Here is a 20,501-nt window from a genome sequence, read left to right as displayed (position 1 = left end):
ATCACCTACCATAGGGAATAATCATTCGTTTTCTTAGCGACATAATTGGTTAGCAAGATGAGGAAGAAGGCAATGATATTTTTGAACAAACCGACAGTCGTTGCGAAACTGTAATCGCCTTTCACAAGCCCAATCTGATACGTATAGGTGGAAATTACATCACCAACGGAGAGAACGGAAGCATTGAGCAAGTTGTAAATTTGATCAAAATCATCATTAATGATGCCGCCTACCGCAAAAATGAACATGATGGTTACGACTGGCATGATGGATGGCATCGTGATGTTCCATATTTTCCGGAGACGTCCCGCCCCATCCATATCCGCCGCATCATATAGCTCTGGATCAACACTTGTGATGGCTGCTAGATAGATGATCGTTGACCAACCGACTTCCTTCCATATGGAGGAGAGGACTAGGATGGACCGAAAGTAGGTCTCACTCGTCACGAACAGGATCGGTTTATGGCCAAATTCCATGATGATCGCATTGATCAAACCTCGTGTCGGTGACAGAAATTCGATCACAATACCACCAAGAATTACCCAGGAAATGAAATGCGGTAAATAAGTGATGGTCTGAACGGCTTTCTTGAAGAAAACTAGGCGTACCTCATTCAATATGAGACAGAGAATGATCGGTGCTGGGAACCCAAAGATCAATTTATACGTAGAGATGATAAGGGTATTCTTCAGTACCGGTAAGAAATACAGACCCGTGAATAGCTCCTTAAAATGATCTAACCCTACCCATTCGCTCCCTGCGACGCCCTTCAGTGGATAGTAATTCTGAAAGGCAATAACAATGCCATATAAGGGGGCGTAGTGGAAGATGAGATAGTAGGCTATGACGGGTATTAACATGAAGAAAAAATATTTTTGTTTCCAATAGAGCTTGATAGCACGTTCTTTATTGATCTGCGGTTGCACGCGCTGCTTTGCTTCCCGTGCTGCGATGATTGCGTTGCTTTCCATGCTATGCCTCCTGTTCCGAAGTCTTGTGTGCTTATCGTACGGCCTATGCAGGGAGATCGACAACGCCCAATAACTTTACGGAAGTGCTGTTTTTTTTACATCTTCGTACGGAGCAGGGCTATACGCTATATTTTAGCTGTGCAATGACAGAGATTTTTACCTGTGTTGTTTTTTTGCTTCGGCGGGAAAGAAAAAACTGCCATGCATAGTGCATCGCAGCTCTTGTGGGGAAGACTAGATTTCGAGGTTATCTCGATAACTTTTGGGTGTACATCCGAAGTTATCTTTAAACACATTTGCAAAATAACGAGGACTCGTATAACCGAGCTTCGCTGCGATCTCTTTAATCGATAAGTCCGTTTCTCTGAGGAGGCTTTCCGCGTGTTTCATTTTGATACCAGCCACATGCTCCGAAAAATTTGACCCCATAACGGATTTGTAGATCCGACTCACATAACTGGAGTTCATATGAATGCCTTCGCTCAATGAAGACAAGGAGATCTCGTTGTAGATGTTCATCTCAATATAAGCAAGGATCTGACGTTCTAGTGCGGTACCGGGATCATCATTGGTCACATTGGTGGTGTGGTACTCCATAATTTGCACAGCTACGCCGGTGAGCCAGTCCGTTAAATCAGCAACATTGTCCATTTTTCGGCCATAATCCCGAATGTCATAACCAAGGAATCGCTCTAAATCAATATCCATTGAAATCGCGGTTGTCCGGATAATTGAAATCGCATCAAACACCGTATTCCGGCAGTAATCAATATGATACCTGCCCGAAACTAGCGCTTTCCGTAATATATCCAGAATCGAAGTCACCATCTCCTGATTCCGATTACGTACTGCGACAGACAACTGCTCGATAATTTGCAGGCCGCTTCCGTGCTCTTTGCGTTGAGCGATGGCGAGGTCTTCATAAGCGATGCATGATTCCGTTGGCATGATGAAGGCGTAGTTCAAACACTCGCATGCTTCTGTGTAGGATTGTGCGATGTTGGCGTAGGCATGGTCGTACTCACGTCCGAAGCCGAGTACAAATCTCCCTTTCATCTGCTGGCTGATGCTGCTGTGAATTTGCTCCTTATCCAATTGGTGCGAATAATTGAGTATCACAATAATATGCCCGGCGTTATCCATGGTTGAATTTAGTTTATAATGACCAAGTTCTTCAACATGCTGCAGCATACTGTATTGAATCATCATCTCGTTCTTCAGGCCAATTCCCTCTGTACCGAAAACCTTAAGAGCCATACAGGCTGTTTTCTCACCGTCAAAATGAAGCTGGAGCGTTTTCTCCATATTCGCTACTTGTGGATCGGTCTGATCGAGGTCCCCTTGCAGCAGCCGCATGATGAACTTGTCGCGAATAATTGGTTTATTCGTCTCCATTTGATGATTCAGATCAGTGATGGTATGGGATACACGATCAATTACCTGATGAAGCATCGTATATTCATTCTTGGCTTGCTTCTCTTGACCATCCGAGCTTCCCAAATTGCGAATGGTTTGAATGATGCTGCGCAGCGGTTTATTTGCCCAGTGGGTCATATAAATCGAGAAAAGTAAGCTTACTGTGAGCAGCCCGATCGTTGTGATCAGCAAATAATGCTTAAGCTGCTTGGATTTCTGATACAGGGTGTCGATTGAAATGACAGATACGTATTTCCAATTGTTATACTTGGATTTGGCGTAGGAAACAACACTTTGAACGCCGTCGACGGAAGCTTCGAATGTACCTGATTCTGTTTGTTGCAGGAGCGTCGTCATGTAATCCTTCTGGTTAAAATTTTGGCCGACCCACTGGCTGTCACTGTGGACAAGCACTTTTCCTGTTTCATCTACAATAAATAGTACTTCGCCGTCTGTCGGAGAGGATTGAATGAGATTGTGGATCGCACTCTCTTTGATGTTAATGGCAACGACAGCTTGCCGATTCGCAAGGCTATCGATCAACGGAATATTGGATAGATAGGTGATTACCGTCGTATTCGATGGCGTGGTTACACGAGGGGGCAACCACCGATTGGGAGTATTCATCGTACGCAGGAAATTAATCCATGTTTCATCTAAGCTTTTGAGTGAGCCTGCCGAATCCAAGTACGAACTATATTTATCATTAATGTACATGTTGCCCGCTGTATACCACACTTCAACGGATTGCAAGAAGTTCAACTTGTAAGGGATGTCCGTCAAAAAGTTGCTAACCTCAGCAATCTTGTAGCCATTGCCGCTAATATCGTGTGTGAGTGGATAAGCGAGTACTTCATTACTTGGAATATCCGAGAAATAAATATTCACCAACCGGATGACACGATCTAGGATGGTTTCGTCCACGGCATATTTCAGCTTGTTGACATCTTGGGTACTCTGTCTATTGATTTCTTGATTATAGGCGGTAGAGAAATAGTGGATATAAAAGAGCTGAGGCGCTAACGAAAGAATGATCACAAGCAAGATGTTGAACAAGAGGATTCGTGAGTAGATAGTGCTCATCCTAGCTCGGATGTTAAACATGTAAGATGGAGCACCTCCTTGCAAGGTGGGATAAATGGTGGCAGATCGGGAGCGTGATAAAGCGTTTTCAAACATTAATTCTACTATATCATAAATTGGAGGCTTGTCATGAGTGATTAATGGTCGTTCGGCGGAGTTACTGGCGCGTTAGAGCGTGGAGTTGATGGAGGGCTTCGAGAAATGTTGGGATATAAGACTCTCTTGGGGTCTTATTAGGGCGAATGCGGGGCTGGGGCAGTGATTTGCTGGGATATAAGACCCTTTTGGGGTTTTATTGGAGCGAGGCCGACGCTGGGTCAGCGATTTGGTGGGATATAAGACCCTTTTGGGGTCTTATTGCGGCGGATCCGGGGCTGGGGCGGCGATTTGTTGGGATATAAGACCCTTTTAGGGTCTTATTGGGGCGAGGACGGCGCTGGGGCGGCGATTCGCTGGGATATAAGACCTTTTTGGGGTCTTATTGGGCGAGGACGGCGCTGGGTCAGCGATTTGCTGTGCATTGAGCATCAGGGTTAGTGTTAGCCCGATATTTCCGAATTAAAACGAGGATACCTCTCAAGAAAGTAGTAATAGTCAGAATCTGCCGAACTAATTAATCAGTTTGGTTAAGAAAAGTGTGTTTGGGGCGATTTAGTTGGGCGAATTAGGACTAATGAAGATATGTTGGCGCAGACAGTGAAATTAATTCGATAATGTCGGACTATCGGGTCTCGAAGATGACCAGCCTAGCATACGGCTTCCCAATTTAGGGGGTAAGTTTTTAAGACTACCACGCAAAAAAGAGCCAAGAATGACTCTTGGCCCTCAATCTTTAATAAGCGTTTTCTAAGACAGCAGCTGTCCTGCAACTACTTCCACGGCGTTAATGTACACATGCGTATCTACGGATTCTGGATGCTTCATTCCTTTGACGACTAATCGGATCTCCGTCTCTGTCTCAGGATCTAAACTAGACACACTATAAACTGATTTGCGGAATCCAGTTTGCTGTCTATACGTATCAACTGTCCCTTGATAAGTGCCATTCAGGTAAACATCGAAGAATCCACCGTCTGCGCATTTCTTTCCAATAATGCTGGCAGCTTCACCCTTGAATCGGAATGATAATTCAGCTCCAGCTGTACCTGATTTGGCCAGTGTTCGAGCGTAGACGTTCCAATCACCATCAGCACGATCCCACTCACCTGAGTAATGAATGGCTGAATTTGTGTTTAGATAGCGCGTACACGACACAGAAGAAGATTCCCGGATGGGTTCGATCCGCAATCCACGGAAGGCGTGACGATGATAGCTGCTTAGCAGCGCAGCATGGCCGCTCGGAATTTCGCTATCTGTATAGTCAAACAATTGCTCACCGTTCCAATAGGCTTTAATGGTTTTTCCTTCAAACGCTAATTCCAAGGCGTACCATGCTTGCGGATCCAAGGCGGTTGTGTCTCCCTGCAAAAGGGGATATTTCCCTTTCATCAGCTCATACCGCCCCGTATGTCGCATGCGCAGCCAGTAGCCTTCCGGCGGCTCATTGCTTTTGGATGTATAGCTGATGCGGCCGCCTAATCCGATATAGCCTGCCTGCTGTTCCAGCTGGACTTCTACCGACAAACGATAGTTGGTCCATTCCAGGCTGCCGAAGAGCGTATAGGGTTCGGGTGTTCGACGATACGTCCAGTCAATCGGGATTTGCTCTTCCCTTACTTGCTGGCGCAGGATTAGGCCCCCGTCATCAGAATTCGGCTCGAATTCAAATGCGCCTCCTTGATCAGACAAGTACTTCGGATTGCCACTGGGACGACCGTCCGTGAAGTCATCACGATATGGAAGTGGGAATGCCGTTTCCGCTGTTATGCTGAGCTCTTCATCGCCTTTGCGCTGCCCAGTTGTCGTCGTGATCGTATAGATAGCATACGGCTCGGCTGTGAATTGATACGGGCCCTCTGACTCCAGATGTGTAGCAACCAGTTGAAAATGAGCATATTCGGTTGTCTTCCAGATATACAGCTTCCGATCGGTATTTCCGGTGTCGAATTGGTAACTACATGACGCTGGTCCATTATTTACAACAACTATCGAGATATCCGTCGTACACGGATCGGTCAGCGTCACATAGCCGCCTGTCTCCAATTGTCCACATGCGTCATCGAGATAGATCCAGCCTGGCTGCATGAACTGCGTGAAATGCGCAATCACCCAGAAACCAGGATCGATCCGGTAATGCCCCGACCATGGCCAAGTGGCAACCAAGATGCCTTTGTAGTTGAAAGGCGTGTTCTCATACTCCGCTTCCAGCAAAGGATGCAGCTCGTATTTCACCATCTTGCCATCGACATACATGTCGATGATGCGTTGGCCGATATGCAAAGCACCTCGGCTAAAGCTGTGGCGGAATGGCGCGAGGTCCTCGCTTAGCCATAGCGATTTCCCGCTGACCTTGGCCGTCTCCGTGCTGTCTTGGCGATAATGCACGCCATACGCGTGCACCGCGTCGAACAGCTCCGGATCCTCGGCCGCATGGTCGGCGATTTCCCAGCCATGGTCGCTATCGTCAGCGACCAGCTTGATATGGCCGAAGCCTTCCCGCTTGAGGCCAGGGACCAGCGTATTCACCGTCCAGTCGCGACTGAATGCGCCCTCATTGATATCCGGACCGAGGAAATCGAATTCGAGTCCGTATTCGTCCCTTGCTCCGCGCAAAAAGTTCAAGTAATACGCCAGCTTATCCTCATCGTTCTGAATCCAGAGCGGCGTCCCCCAGCGCAACGCGTCTAGCAGCAGCGCTGGGTTAATCGCCTTAGCCAGCTTAGCGATCGGCAGCCCGTAGCCTCGCGTAATGTCAAAGTCCGATCGACTCCGCATATGCGAAGGCTCGGTACCCGCCGAAGTGTTCACATCGGAACCCAGCTCCACCTTCAAATGCTGCAAGCTAACCCCATACATCGGTTTAAACAATAAATCCATAATTTCGTTACGTTGCTGCTCCGGATAATCCATAAGCAGCTTTGACATGCCGTTGCTCGTAATGCCGCCAATGCCTTCAAACACTCGGCCCTGCTTGGCATCCACACACTTAATGACTCGCGTCATGCGTCTGCCCTCCTAAGGATTATTTTTTAATTTCACTCATAATTTGTTTATACTTCTGATCCTGCTGCTTCGCGATTTCATACATATCCTTCGCTAAGAAAGCACTATCTTTCTGCGTTGCGTACCAGTTGGCCATCCACTCTTCGACTTTCTTACCATCTGCTTTTTCCCAAATGCTGATCGCTTCTTTCATCGCATCATCGGTGGAGTATTTATCGCCTTCCACGATGGATTTGGCCCAAACCGTTCCATTGCCAGCACCAACCATGCTATTCACTTGTTTGTCTGTGTTCGTCACAATCGTTGCAAGATCTTTCGGCAGCTGCGGCATATGTTCCGAGTGCGTCAATTCTGCGTAAGGTAAATCGAACGTTAGATAAGTATCACGCAGCAATTGGTAGTAATCCTGCACACGTGGGTCACTCTTATACTGAACCGCTGCTGTGGAACATTTATTAAAGCGCAAGCCTGTATTCGTCAGCATTTTCATATAAACCGTGATATCGCTAACTTCTTTCTTAAATTTGTCGGCATCGATAATTTGTGCACAGCCGTCAACTGTTTTCGTATGAACGCCTTCCGTTCCATTATCGAGAACATCGGCCGTGGAGTCTTTCGCCATGAAATCAATATATTTCATCACAGCGTCTGCGTTTTTCGTGGAGGCCGCAACGGCACCTGTCATTTGCACCGGATTTTCCAACGAAGGCGTATAGCGTCCGAATGGACTTGTCGGGAACGGCATCAGCGTCATCGTTGCAGTCGGCACGTTCTTTTGAAGCGGATCTAGAAACTGTGACACGATATCCTGCGGTGTATTAAAGTTCGGTGAAATGATGCCAACTTTACCTGTGATAAAGTCTTGTTTGGCCTTCGCCATATTTTTATCATTGAAAAAGTCCTTATCTACAATGCCTTCACTGTATAGCTTTTTCTTAAAATCAGTCGCAACCTTAATGTTTTCCCAGCTGTACGTCAACTTGCCGTCTTTGACAACCCAAGGCTTAATCGCATAGAACATTTGGTTGATTGTGTATTCCATGGAGCCAGCCAAGGCGATACCAAACGTATCCTTTTTACCATTGCCGTCTGGATCCTGTTCCGCAAAAGCCTTCGCAACCTTATACAAATCGTCCGTTGTTTTCGGCATGTCGAGACCGAGCTTCTTCAACCAGTCTGTACGGATAATGACGCCACGAAGCGGATTCACCCATTGAATATGCCCAACTTCATAGAGCTTACCGTCTGGCTTGGTGCCAGCTTTACGGAGCAGTGGATTTTGCTCAAGCAGCTTCTTGTAATCTGTGGAACTCTTGGCAATCAAATCATCGAGAGGCAGCAGTTGCTTCTGCTCGTACAAGGGGTTTCTGATCGTTGGATCGAACACCATTAAGAGATCGGGTGCAGATCCGGAGGCGAACATGACATTCGTTTTTTCTTTAATTTGGGCAAAAGAAACCGCTGTGAATTTCACATTCTCAGGCCCTTTTTCGTTGATCCATTTGGTCCAGCGATTAGACTCATTGGTTCCTTCATCTTGGGAAACACGTCCTGTGTCGTAAGCGGTTACGGTAATGTCTTTGCGAACCTCCGGCGCTTTGGTTGGTGCTGCTGATACTGATGACGATGCCGCTGGTGATGCAGTAGAAGTACTTCCCTCATCCTTGGAACAGCCGATAACCGTTACAGCTAGTACAGCCGTTCCCGCTAAAGCAAGCTTCACTTTCATATTTCTCATGTCTACATACCCCTTTCATATATAAAACGCTTGATAAGCATGGTGAATCCGATACTGGATGAATCTAACCTTTTACAGCGCCGAGCATAACACCTTTCACGAAATACTTTTGCAAAAAAGGATAGATCACGATCATCGGCAGCATCATAATCATGACACTTGCCGCCTTCAAGGATTCTGGCACAACTTCAACTTGGGCACCTGTTAAAACAATCTCCTGCAGAAGCTGCTGATTTTGAATCATATTTTGGACAAGGACCGCCAAATTATATTTCGCGGACTCATTGATATAAAGCATTACATTGAAAAATGAGTTCCAATAGCTGACCGCATAAAATAGCGTGATCGTCGCCAGTACAGGCTTAGATAATGGCAAAATGATTTGCAGCAGCTGACGCCATTGCCCGCATCCATCCATTTTCCCCGCTTCTTCCAGCTCATCTGGGATGTTCTCGAAGTACGTCTTCATGACGAGCATATTGTATGTATTCACGAGAGCGGGAATCCATAGTGCCCAGTAACTGTTCACAAGTCCAAATGTTTTCACAATGAGATACGTGGGAATCATTCCACCGGTAAACATCATGGTAAAAATCAAAGCCAAGGTCACATAGCGTCTGCCGGGAAATAATTTACGTGACAACGGATAAGCCGTCAGTATGGTTACTAGCATACTTAGTGCAACACCCACGACAGTGATCACAACACTATTTCTGAAAGCAGATAGCATCCGTGTCCCTTCAATCATCGACGTAAAGGCATCCGTATTCCAGCCAACCGGCCAGAACGTGACTCTGCCTGAAAGAATTTCCTGCGTATGACTCAGCGATAACGAGGCAATATGCAGCAAAGGCAGCAAACAGGTCAAGGCGATCAGCGCCAGTAAACTATAATTAAGTCCGAAAAAGAGGCGGTCTCCGAAGGACGTTCTCATGTTTTTATGTCACCTCCACTTTTAAAATAATCCATGTCCGAAACGGCGAGCCAGCGCATTAGCAGAATAGACAAGTACAAAGCCTACAACGGATTCAAAAAAGCCCATTGCTGCCGTCAGGCTAAATTGCCCACCTTGAAGTCCCACGCGATACATGTAGGTCGAAATGACCTCGGAGACACTGGCGTTTAATGAATTTTGCAACACATACACATGATCGAAGCCAATCTCCATTACCTTGCCTAACTGTAAAATGAGCAGAAGGACGATCGTTGTGCTAATTCCGGGAATCGTCACATGACGAATCTGCTGCCATTTGTTCGCACCGTCGATATTAGCCGATTCATATAGAGAGGGATCAATGGCCGTCAATGCAGCCAAGTAGATGATGGCATTAAAACCCATTTCCTTCCATACCCCTGAGGAGATAAAAACAGCGATCCAACTCTTCGTGTTGTATAAGAATGCGAAGGGCTCCCCGCCCGAAAGCTTGATCCAGTTGTTCACGGTGCCTGATTCAATCGACAGGATTGAGATAATCAAGCCACCCACAATGACCCATGAGAAAAAGTGAGGCATATAGAGAATGGTCTGCACGATCCGTTTGAACCACATTCGACGAGCTTCATTCAACATGATCGCAAGCGCAATTGGAATGGGAAACCCACAAATAATCGTTAAACCGCTTAGTACAAGTGTGTTGCGGATAATGTCCAACGTCTGGTCTTGTTTAAACAAGGTTTCGAAATTGTTCGTCCCGATCCAAGGGCTGTGAAGAATACCGTCCGTGAAATTGTAGTCTTTGAAGGCAATGACAAGCCCTCCCATCGGCAAATATTTAAACAGCACATAGAACAATATGCCGGGAATCAACATGAGAATAAGCGGTAAACTTTCCTTCCAGCGAAGCCTAGATTTGGCTTTCACATTACGCAGCTGATTCGGCATGACTGTGGTATGTATCTCCGAATTTGGGTTCATCGTATCTCTCTCCTTTCTACTTCTTATTATAGAAGGAAAGTTTTAAACCTACCTTGAATCTGATAAGCAATACCTCGAAAATTATACGGAGATTAAGGAGTAAAAAGAGAAGGCACGCAGCGAATTGCGCTACATGCCTTTGACTTACAGCTAAACTAGCCCATCTTCCGATATTCACTCGGCGAGCAATGCACCCACGTTCGAAATACGGTGGTAAAATAGTTCGGATCCTCGTAGCCGACCGATTCGGCAATTTCGGATATTTTCATATTCGTATTGCTTAGTAAAATTTTCGCCTTCTCCAAACGGAACTTCGTTAAGTAGTTGGTATAGCTTTCGCCCGTTTCTTTTTTGAAAAGGTTGCTAAAGTAGCTCACACTGAGATGTACATGCTGGGCGACATCATGAATGGAGCAAGCTCCCTCGTAATTTCGCTCCATATAGGCTATGGCTTTATCCAGTAAATTGACATTTTTACCGGCTAACCACGAATTTAACAACCACATAAAGGCCTGTATCTGTTTGGATAGCCACTCCGCGACTTCGGTGGATAATCGAATGGGCTGCAGCGCCTCAATCCACTCCCCGAGCCTCTTCTCTTCGGCGTCCTCTCCATCCAAGGCCCGCTTACTTGCTGCCGCCAATGCTAGAGCCGTGCTGAGTCCCTCGATTTTGGCATCGTTCACATTCATCTCGGTCACTTGCCGGAGATGCATCTCCAAGTATTCACGCAGCTGCTCTGTTTTTCCCTGTACGATGAAGGACATCACTTCGGTTTGGATGCTTTTGCTCCGAGCAGCATGATCAGGGATCTGCAGTTCCGCTTTGCCGCTCCCCTCATAAGAAGCGAAATGACCATATAAGGGGCGTATGCTCTCATAAGCTTCTGACCGGAGTGTTAAGCCGAGCAGGCTTTGTGTGGATGCCACCAACCCAAGCTCGAAGGAAGTGAGCGAGTAAGATTTATCGCTCATCACAGCGAAAACATCGTGCTTCACATTCGTAATGCTGCCAGATAACTGCGAGATGGTGAGCCATTCCTTCATCATATTCAGTAGGGCAAATTGCAGCAGTCTCGCATCTTCGCGCCGATAGCTTTTGGATGACGGTGTGTACGTGTCGACTCTAAATACCAATAGCTGTCTACCCTCACAGGTCATTTGCAGACGTGCCACTGCATCTTCATCCATCGGGAGGCCCACTAGCCATGACTGAATTTGATGCTCGAGCAAGCGAGTTTGCTCGAGTTGACTGCGTTCAGCCTGCTCTTGGCGCTCCGCATATAAGCGATAAGCTTTCTCCAGTGGAGGTACCAATTCTTGAGCGGAGATAGGCTTCAGCAGGAAATCAATGGCCCCATAGCGTAGCGCCGCTTGTGCAAATTCAAAATCTTTATGCGCTGTCAGCACCATCACGTCGATGGAGCGGCCTAACTCAGAAATGCGCTGGCAAAGCTCGACACCGTCCATTTCGGGCATGCGAATATCTGTAATGACCAGATCAGGCTCAAGCTCTTCGATGAGAGATAAAGCTTGCACTCCGTTCTCAGCCTCGCCAATGACAGTCCAACCGGCATGGCTTGCTTCGATCATTTTAGACAAGCCCCTGCGTATGAGATGCTCATCGTCTACAAGTAACAGTTTCCCTTTCATCGCTGCCGACTTCCTTCCATCTGGGTTTGAACGGGGAGTATTAGTTTCATCGTCGTGCCCGCATTAGGTTCACTGTGGATAACTAATCCATACGGAGAACCATACATAAGACTGACACGTCTGATCACGGTTTTCAGTCCAATTCCACCAGTGGCACTGTTTGGCTCCTCTACCCTGCGATGCTGCAGCTGCATGATTGTCTCTATCTGCTCCTGTGTCATGCCTCGACCATTATCACTAATTTCGATACATAATAAGGATTGATTAATGTAGACCTTAATGCGCAGAATGCAGATTTTGGACATTTGGGCAAAAGCGTGCACAAAAGCGTTCTCCACCAGCGGCTGCAAAATGAGCCGAATCACTGGAAGCTGCTCCGCTTCCTCGTCTACTTGAATGAACGTCTCGAGCCTGCCGCCAATCCGTACACGTTGAATATGGATATATTTCGTAATGTGTTCGATCTCATCTTTTACGGTCGTATAGGCATTTGGATTCTGCAGCGCATAGCGCAGCAGCCCAGACAAGGACAGCACCAACTGAGCCGCTTGTTCATCATTCTCACCCAGGTACAGCTTCATATGAATCGTATCCAAAGTGTTATAAAGGAAATGAGGATTCAGTTGCGCTTGCAGCGCTCTAAGCTCAGCTTCCCGCTCATTCAACTTACGTTCATACACTTCCTCAACAAGCGACTCAATATTCGCTGCCATTTCATTAAAGCTATGGCCTAGAAACGCGAGCTCGTCTTGGGTGGAGATGCGAATCCGCGTATCGAAGCGGCCGCTGCGGAGCTTTTTCATCCCCGTAACTAACGTGTGCAGGGGACCCAGCAATCTTTTGCCCGTGAAGAAAATGAGTAAAGAAGCTAGTAATATACTGACAAGACCTGAATAGAGGGCGATTTGGAAAATAACCTGACTCTTCTCGTTAATGGACTTCAGTGATAAGGTGCTGATGAGTGTCATCCCGGAGTCTTGCGTCTTATTGCGACTAACGAGGATCGACTCCCCATTCGACTTCACTATTTGAGAGTTTGGTACATGTAACAAGTCCTCTAACGTAAAGTTGCGATTAGGCTTCACATTTGTATACACGACTTTATCATGACTATCAAGCAAGATCACCTGCGCATTCTCACCTCTGGCTAATTCATCGAGAATCGAACCAAAGATGGATTGATCGTAAAATAAAATCAGGTTGCCGTAGAGCTCTTGCTTCTTGTTCTTCATATAGCGTGCCGCCGAGATCACGTTGCGATAGCCGGAGCTTTCGATGCTCGATATTTTCAGAGGCTGCCATACCAGCTCACCGTTAGATCCCTCTAAGGAGCGAAGAACCGCTGCATAGTTGGCATCACTGAGGGGGATGACGGTACCTGCATTATTTTCAAAAAAATAGCCAGAGCCTTTCGTATTGTACACATACATGCTGGAAAGCTTGGGTTCATCAATCGAGATCTGATTCAGCAGCTTCGTCAGCTCGTCCTGATCAAGTAAGCGGTTGTAGAAAGTATCTTCGGCACGCTCTGCTGAGCGCCTAAGAATATCTTCGATGTAGGGATGGAACACAATATAATTGGTTGCTTTATATAGATTCTGAATTTGTGTTTCCACACGAGCAGTTGCTTGCTCATTGGCCTTAGCGAACTGTTTGCTAATTTCCGTCGTGAAAAGTTTGAGATAAACGGTATAGGTGGCATACCCAGAAATGAGGAAGATCACCATGATTAACACGGATAACGAGGCGATGAGTTTAAACGATAGATTCTTCTTGAACATGTACGCACCCCCGTACACGTATTATAGCTTACAGGAGATTCTAACGCCTTGAAAATCATACGTTTTCTCTCGAAAATTATATAGAAAAACCTCTGGTACAAGTACCAGAGGTTTTCGTAAGTGACCGATTCGTTTGCACGAATTATTTCTTCGCAGTTGCGTACCAATCGTTAACTTCTTTGAAGCTTGCATCTCCGCCTGAAGATTTGAATTTCGCTTGGAATGCTTCAAGACCTGTAATCGGTTCAGCGCCAAAGATTAGCTTCGTTGTGTAGTCTCCAACCAATGTGTTCAGTTGTGCAAAATTCTTCGAGAACTCCGATAAGTAAGGAGCAAAACCTAACGGATCTGGAACTCTCGTATTCGCTGGTTGAATGGTATTCAAGAAGTTCCAACCATCGAATAAACGCATATCTTTACGTACACGTGCTTGCCAATATGTTGGATAGATTTTATCATCTGTACCTGTCAGGAAGTTATTGGCTTGATTGCGCTCATCAGTAAAAATCGGTAGAATCGGCGTATAAGCGCCATCTTTTAACGTGAAATGCTTGTTCTCTTCGCCAATAGCCATCGTTCTGAACGTATCTTTTTCAAGCTTGGCGTTCATCCATTTGATCGCATCTTCAGGATGTTTGGAAGCTTTAGGAATAAAAGTGATACGATCAAAACCTTGCGAAGCACCTAGACCCATTTTACCGTCTTTTCCTTTTAATGCCGGAATATAGTTAGCTTTAGCTGTAGGAATATTTTTGACCAATGCATCCATGACGGTAGGTATATCAGCCCAATGAAGCATGATCATACCTGCTCTTCCGCTTGTGAATTTCTCTTTAGCAGTAGCATCTTTATTAGCCGCAAATTCTTTATCAAGTAAGCCCTGTTTGAATAGATCCGAAGCAAAGTTCACATACTCTTTGTATCCTGGGTCTAGAATCCGAGGTGTTAACTTCCCGTTCAAATCATTCCATACATTCGGTATTCCGAACGCACCGATAATGTTAGGAATAAGCGGAGCATCCCCTTTTACTGTAAATGGAATATTTTTATCCCCGTTTCCTCCAGGATCTTTCTCTTTAAAAGCTTTAAGGACAGCAACAAGCTCGTCTGTTGTTGTAGGCGCTTTCATTCCTACTTTATCCAGCCAATCTTGACGAATAAACAAGCTTTCACCCACAAAAGAGAGTGTTGTAGTTGGTATCGCGTAAAGTTTACCTTCTACTTTTGCTGCTTCCACGGCAGCAGGAGATATCGCTGCTTTAATATTAGGTCCATATTTGTCAATTAGCGGTCCTAAGTCCGTTAAAGCACCTTTTTTTGCATAGTCGGCATATAACGCTTTGAAATCTGTTCCACCGGCTGTTGTGACAGCGTCATAGGGTTCACCGGAAGCAATCAAGATGTTCAACTTATCTTGTGGCTTATCCTGTGGCAACATATCATATTGCACTTTATAACCTGTTGCTTGTTCCAGGTATTTAGCAACTGGATACGTGTTATAGTCATCCTTTTGCCAAATTTGAAGCGATTTCAATTCTGGCTTTGGTCCAGCTGGAGCAGTACTTGCAGCTGCTGTACCAGCAGGTGCTGGTGTGCTGCTACCTGTATCCGTGCTTTTGGAAGCACAACCGACAAGAGATGTTACAGATAAGCTTGCTGCTACAGCTAGAAGCATCATTTTCTTTTTGTTTTTTAACATGTGTGTAAACCTCCCTAGTCTTCTGCTTAATATATCATTAAACCCTCGATGTTATCATCAAGGGCTTTAATGCAAATTCACCCTTTTACAGATCCAATAAGAACACCTTTGACAAAATGTTTTTGTAAATAAGGATACACAAGTAACATCGGGATGATCGAAGCGATAACAGTTGCAGCCCGAATACCTTCAGGCGATACGTTCATCATATCGTCAACACTTTTGTTCACAGCGCTAGAGCTGTCTGCATCCATGACAATATCACGCAAATAGAGCTGAAGTGGCTTAAGTCCTGCGTCATTGATGTAAAGCATCGGATGGAAAAAGTCATTCCAGAAATAGACCGCATAGAAAAGAGCAATGGTAGCAATAACGGGTACACTTAAAGGAATAATAATACGAAATAGAATCGTAAAATTACGAGCGCCATCCATCTTGGCTGATTCCTCAAGCGCCTCAGGCAAGGATTCATAATAACTTTTGATAACTAGCATATTGAACACACTAATCAATGCAGGCAGCATCAGAGACCATAAGCTATTGATTAAATGAAGTTTCTTCATCAGTAAGTAATTTGGAATAATTCCGCCATTAAACATCATGGTGAAGATAAACAGCACCATAATAATAGAAATACCGGGAAGATGCCTCTTGGACAATGGATACGCGGTTAGTGCAGTTACCACAATAGCAATTACTGTACCTACAACTGTAATTAGTATAGATATCCCTATTGAATGAAGAAACTGACTTGAGGACACTACGTACTTCATCGTATCTAACTGAAAGCCGACTGGAAAAATCCCTACTTTACCGGAAATGACAGCTGATTCATCACTAATGGCTTTGGATAAAATATTCGCTAGTGGCAGCAATGTCGCTAAGCCGCAAAGTAGTAGAACGAGATAAATACAAATATCAAAAGTCCAATCGCCTAGTGTTTTTTTATGCATGGTCTTCAGTACCTCCTACCATATGCTTCGCTTAATTAGCTTTTTGCTGAGTTCATTACCAGCTATGATTAGAATAAAACCAACAAGTGAGTTGAACAACCCGACCGCTGTACTAAAGCTATAATCCTGTTGACCAAGCCCCTGCCGATAAACGAATGTCCCGATCACATCACCGGATTGGTAAACGACGGAATTGTACATAGTCAAAATCTGCTCTGTACCCGCTTCAAGCAAGTACCCCATGCGTAAAATTAAAATTAGGACAATTGTTGGTACAATACCTGGTAAAGTAATATGAAGCATTTGCCTGATTCGGCCTGCGCCATCAATAGAAGCAGCTTCATACTGTTCCTGCTCGATACCTGCAATGGCTGCAATAAAGATAATCGCGTTCCAACCCGATTCCTTCCAACCTGCGGTGAATACGACTACACTTCGGAAAAACTGATTGTCCAGGAAGAAGGAAATGGGTGTCCCTCCAAACCACTCAATAACATTGTTCACTAGTCCACCTGATGGTGAAAGGATATTAATGAACAATCCTGAAATGATAACCCATGACAAGAAATGCGGGAGAAAGATAATCGTCTGTATTGTCTTCTTGAAGATGGCCTTCCGAACCTCATTTAAAAATAGTGCAATGATAATCGGAATCGGAAATAGAAGTACGATTTTGTATATACTAATTAACAAGGTATTGATGAAAACCTGATAAAACTCTTCGGAATGAATGAGCTTCTCGAATTGATCTAGACCGACAAATTTACTTCCTGTAAACCCATCGAAAATATTAAAGTCTTGAAAAGCGATGATAATCCCGTACATAGGCGCATATTTGAATAAAAGCAAAAATAATATCCCTGGGATTAATAAAAGGTATAAATCATAATTAGAGACAATCAGCTTCCAACGGCCGCTACCTTGGGTTTTCGGCTTGGCGTGAGCTGTTTTTCGTTCAGTCTCTGCAAGTGTTACACTCATGTATGGCTCACCTCCGTGTTCTTATAAGACAATTATATAAGTGACAAGAGGTGCCTTGTAGATGGTAATATTTCTGTTTCTGGTGCAATCTTATGGTCTTTCGAAAATTACCCCTTCACTCGTCATCACCGGTAATCTCATTCTTCTGGCAACATATTGTGCACAGGCTAAGGCTTCTTCCCATGTCGTACGCTTGTCTAATTCATACCGAACGCTACGAATGACTAAAACAATAAAGTAGCCTTTCTTACTGTTTTCTACTCGAATTTCATTTTTCATGTAGTCCCTCATTCCGAATCAGATAACGATTTCCATTTTGCATAATTGTGATTGTATCAGATTAAATGACGACTTCTAGGTGGTAATCTTCCTATTTCTGGTGGAATATTATGGTCTTTAGTAAAAAAACCACCTCACGGGGAGGTGGCTTGCAGAGCTTATGTTGGTAACAAATTATTGATAGGACACTTGCTTATAAAATACGACGTTTTGAGCAGCTAGCGCGCTATGCAGGGATTCGATGGAAACGTCCCGGACTGCGCATGCCGCGTCCGTAGCAATGGATGCTGCAATCCCTGCCGCTTGCCCCAAAGCGTAGCAAGTCGCCTGTACGCGCATCGAGGACATTGCCACATGCGTCGCTGAGATCGATCTGCCTGCTACCAGCAGATTATCCAGCTGCTCGCTCACCATACAACGGTATGGGATATCGTAGCCATCGACTTTCCGCTCATCACACGTTTTTTGGCCATCAGGACTGTGGATGTCGATTTCGTAGTTCGTTTGTGCAACAACGTCTGCAAAGCGTGTTCCTTGTACAACGTCCTGCTCCGTCAACGTGTAGAGACCTTGAATCTGGTTCGTTTCCCGAACGCCGACTTGATTCGGAACATGGGAGAGTGCGTAGGTTGGAAATCCATTTCGCTGCAAGTAATTCACGACGGAGAATACTTGTCTTAAGGCTTCGGTCTCCGCGAAGTTAATGTCTTCGATTTTAGCCCCATTGCCCTTGACTCGCGTCATATTTACAAGCAATTGGCCATCATTGTTTCGTTCCCAATATAACCGGCGGCCTTGAGGTAAATCCGAGATTTCTTCATAATGATAGCAGCCTTCAGGCAAAAATTGCTTCACGGGCTGACCTGTATTTTGCATCATAAACATCAATGTCATCGGCTGTGTCATGCCGTCTTCTTCTCTACCTGACGTGTAGGCTGCGCCACCATCAATTGCGGCTCTTGCATCACCCGTACAGTCGATGAACTGTTTGCCTTCGAACGCTTTTAATCCTTCACGCGTGGATACGATGACTGCTTTCACGGTTCTGTCTTCCTTCACCGTACCGATAAACTCCGCATGATAGATGACCTTGATCCCTTCCTTCTTCATCTTCTCATTTAAGTACTGTCTTATAATGAAAGGAGAATATTGCGGGGCAATGGATACATCATGATCTTTCGGTAAATGATCCGCGAGTGCTTCCGCAATCATTTCACGGTAAATCCCGGTTACATTTCCAATTGGCATAAAAACACTAACATTCGCAAGAGTACCCATGCCGCCTAATTGGCCTGATTTTTCTAGTAGGGTAACTTTCTTCCCTAGTCTAGCCGCACTAATGGCAGCCGCTGTTCCAGCCGGCCCTCCGCCAATGACAACGACATCCGATGAATCGTACGTTTCAATCTTTCTTTGAAAATCATAAGTTTGAGTTGGTTGGTTGCTCATTCTCATCCCTCTTTCGTTTAATTAAATGATTAAAAACCTAATGCTTCCACTGCAAGATTCTGTCATTGGATGGTTGAAAAATTTTAGCTAATAAAATAATTTGTTCGGTGTGATACGTATAGTACTCAACCGCGTGATACATCGCACAACTGTTCATCTAAAATTTTCAGAGATTCGTCCAGCATATTTAGCATGTTACCCCTCTGCCTCTTGCAGCTTCGCCCATGCTTGGAAAAACTTCTCGCGCTCCGCCATATCTACTTCCGCAACCTGTCTAACGTAATCCAGGTCCTCCCCGAACAACTCAGGTGTCCACTTGCGACCGAATGCCGCATGCGTCACTTCGTCAGCCCAGTCGTAATCCTGGAACCGCTCCATTAGCGGGTGCTTGGCATCGTCACGGCAGAACTCGTACTCCGCGATTTTGCCCGGACGCCGCATCGCTTTCTCTTCAAAGCCTATGCTCAAAAGCGCATATCGCTGAGCCGGCAACTTCTCGATGAGTGGATCGTAGCCGCCAACGTATTGCCGCAGCGACATCCAATCCACGCCTTCTGCCTCAAGCGCCGCTTGGCCGAACAAGGCGTGCCGCACTTCATCCCACAGGTGCCGGGCTAGATCCTGATAAAACTCCCATGGCATCTGCTTTAGGTCGTAGATGACGCTTGCCAGATTTTCCACAGCCGACATTTCCTCTTGTCTGGCTTTCATCATTTGAATCAATCGGACTTTTACTGGGTCGTCGGGCAAGTTGGGTATGGCTGTACGTCCGATTGCAGGTGGCCCCATTCTTTTCGCATCTCGTACTGCTTGCTTCGGCATCTCATAGACTTTGCCTGATCGCCATCTCGCAGGTACATGTGGGGAAGTGCCTTGATCGCCGCTAATCCCCCCGGCTGCTTCTAAATAGCCTCGGATTCTGCATCCGAATTCCGCCGCTTGCTCCAAGGACTCCCCATCTTGCTGCAGCGACGCAATCATCCCTTCCCCCCACTCGATTTGTTCGCGTAAATCGGAGGAAAGCGTCTTAAGCAGGCGAACCGTCGGATAATCGACAAGGGGCTGGGTATTCGCGATATGCGTCGCAAACGCTTGCAGTAAAGCCGGCTTCAGCACGCGATACACGCCGACCAGCAGCTCCATATCGCTCTCTGCATGAATCAACTCCTCAAATAGCAGCGCGAGTGTTGCATTCGGATCTTTTTGCAAGAGCATCGGAGAAGTTCTAAGTTCCAGAACTCGCTGACGGAGAGAACCTGTCGCTTCTGCGTCCTCGTAAAGGTGCTTGCCTAACGCTGCCTTTATATGCCAATTGGCTCTCGCTGGGAGTTGACCTGCTGCCAAGCGGAACAACTGCTCATGAATGTACCTGTATCTGCGCAACAACTTCGAATTCTGCTCCACACTATAGGTTCCAACGGAGAACGGATTTGAAATGCCAGCATAAGAGATCATAAGGGCCTCCCTAACTAGAAGTAG

At 45.7% G+C, this 20,501-nt stretch carries 14 protein-coding genes; all 14 read right to left on the bottom strand.

Features of this window, described 5'->3' with window-relative positions; all coding sequences use genetic code 11:
• Window positions 1-5 precede the first annotated feature (5 nt).
• On the bottom strand, window positions 6-974 hold the full coding sequence (locus AC58QT_RS33810) for an ABC transporter permease (RefSeq protein WP_310502619.1): 969 nt from the start codon (window positions 972-974) through the stop codon (window positions 6-8).
• A 234-nt stretch (window positions 975-1,208) separates the two neighbouring features.
• Window positions 1,209-3,494 carry a helix-turn-helix domain-containing protein gene (locus tag AC58QT_RS33805; RefSeq protein ID WP_497412826.1) on the bottom strand — a complete coding sequence of 762 codons (2,286 nt, stop codon included), beginning with the start codon at window positions 3,492-3,494 and terminating at the stop codon, window positions 1,209-1,211.
• Window positions 3,495-4,319: 825 nt separating this feature from the next.
• Window positions 4,320-6,575, bottom strand: a complete 2,256-nt coding sequence (locus AC58QT_RS33800) for a glycoside hydrolase family 30 protein (RefSeq protein ID WP_497412825.1) — start codon at window positions 6,573-6,575, stop codon at window positions 4,320-4,322.
• A gap of 19 nt (window positions 6,576-6,594) precedes the next feature.
• The gene (locus AC58QT_RS33795; RefSeq protein WP_497412824.1) at window positions 6,595-8,313 is read right to left on the bottom strand and encodes a type 2 periplasmic-binding domain-containing protein; all 1,719 of its coding nucleotides are present in this window, start codon (window positions 8,311-8,313) and stop codon (window positions 6,595-6,597) included.
• Window positions 8,314-8,377: 64 nt separating this feature from the next.
• Complete coding sequence (locus tag AC58QT_RS33790) at window positions 8,378-9,247, bottom strand: carbohydrate ABC transporter permease (protein WP_497412823.1); 870 nt, start codon at window positions 9,245-9,247, stop codon at window positions 8,378-8,380.
• 21 nt (window positions 9,248-9,268) lie between these two features.
• Window positions 9,269-10,195 carry an ABC transporter permease gene (locus tag AC58QT_RS33785; protein WP_497412832.1) on the bottom strand — a complete coding sequence of 309 codons (927 nt, stop codon included), beginning with the start codon at window positions 10,193-10,195 and terminating at the stop codon, window positions 9,269-9,271.
• Between the two features lie 188 nt (window positions 10,196-10,383).
• A complete protein-coding gene (locus tag AC58QT_RS33780) occupies window positions 10,384-11,880 on the bottom strand; it encodes a response regulator transcription factor (protein ID WP_497412822.1) in 1,497 nt (498 codons plus the stop codon).
• Window positions 11,877-13,661, bottom strand: a complete 1,785-nt coding sequence (locus AC58QT_RS33775) for a cache domain-containing sensor histidine kinase (protein ID WP_497412821.1) — start codon at window positions 13,659-13,661, stop codon at window positions 11,877-11,879. The genes AC58QT_RS33780 and AC58QT_RS33775 overlap by 4 nt, the downstream gene beginning before the upstream one ends.
• A gap of 142 nt (window positions 13,662-13,803) precedes the next feature.
• A complete protein-coding gene (locus tag AC58QT_RS33770) occupies window positions 13,804-15,360 on the bottom strand; it encodes an extracellular solute-binding protein (protein ID WP_497412820.1) in 1,557 nt (518 codons plus the stop codon).
• Window positions 15,361-15,437: 77 nt separating this feature from the next.
• On the bottom strand, window positions 15,438-16,313 hold the full coding sequence (locus tag AC58QT_RS33765; protein ID WP_497412819.1) for a carbohydrate ABC transporter permease: 876 nt from the start codon (window positions 16,311-16,313) through the stop codon (window positions 15,438-15,440).
• A 15-nt stretch (window positions 16,314-16,328) separates the two neighbouring features.
• Complete coding sequence (locus AC58QT_RS33760; protein WP_497412818.1) at window positions 16,329-17,294, bottom strand: ABC transporter permease; 966 nt, start codon at window positions 17,292-17,294, stop codon at window positions 16,329-16,331.
• A 90-nt stretch (window positions 17,295-17,384) separates the two neighbouring features.
• Complete coding sequence (locus AC58QT_RS33755; RefSeq protein WP_497412817.1) at window positions 17,385-17,573, bottom strand: hypothetical protein; 189 nt, start codon at window positions 17,571-17,573, stop codon at window positions 17,385-17,387.
• A 174-nt stretch (window positions 17,574-17,747) separates the two neighbouring features.
• The gene (locus AC58QT_RS33750) at window positions 17,748-19,022 is read right to left on the bottom strand and encodes an FAD-dependent oxidoreductase (protein ID WP_497412816.1); all 1,275 of its coding nucleotides are present in this window, start codon (window positions 19,020-19,022) and stop codon (window positions 17,748-17,750) included.
• Window positions 19,023-19,217: 195 nt separating this feature from the next.
• The gene (locus AC58QT_RS33745; protein WP_497412815.1) at window positions 19,218-20,477 is read right to left on the bottom strand and encodes a hypothetical protein; all 1,260 of its coding nucleotides are present in this window, start codon (window positions 20,475-20,477) and stop codon (window positions 19,218-19,220) included.
• Window positions 20,478-20,501 lie beyond the last annotated feature (24 nt).

Source organism: Paenibacillus sp. J31R109 (assembly GCF_059692055.1).
This window is presented reverse-complemented; position numbering and strand designations above follow the sequence as displayed.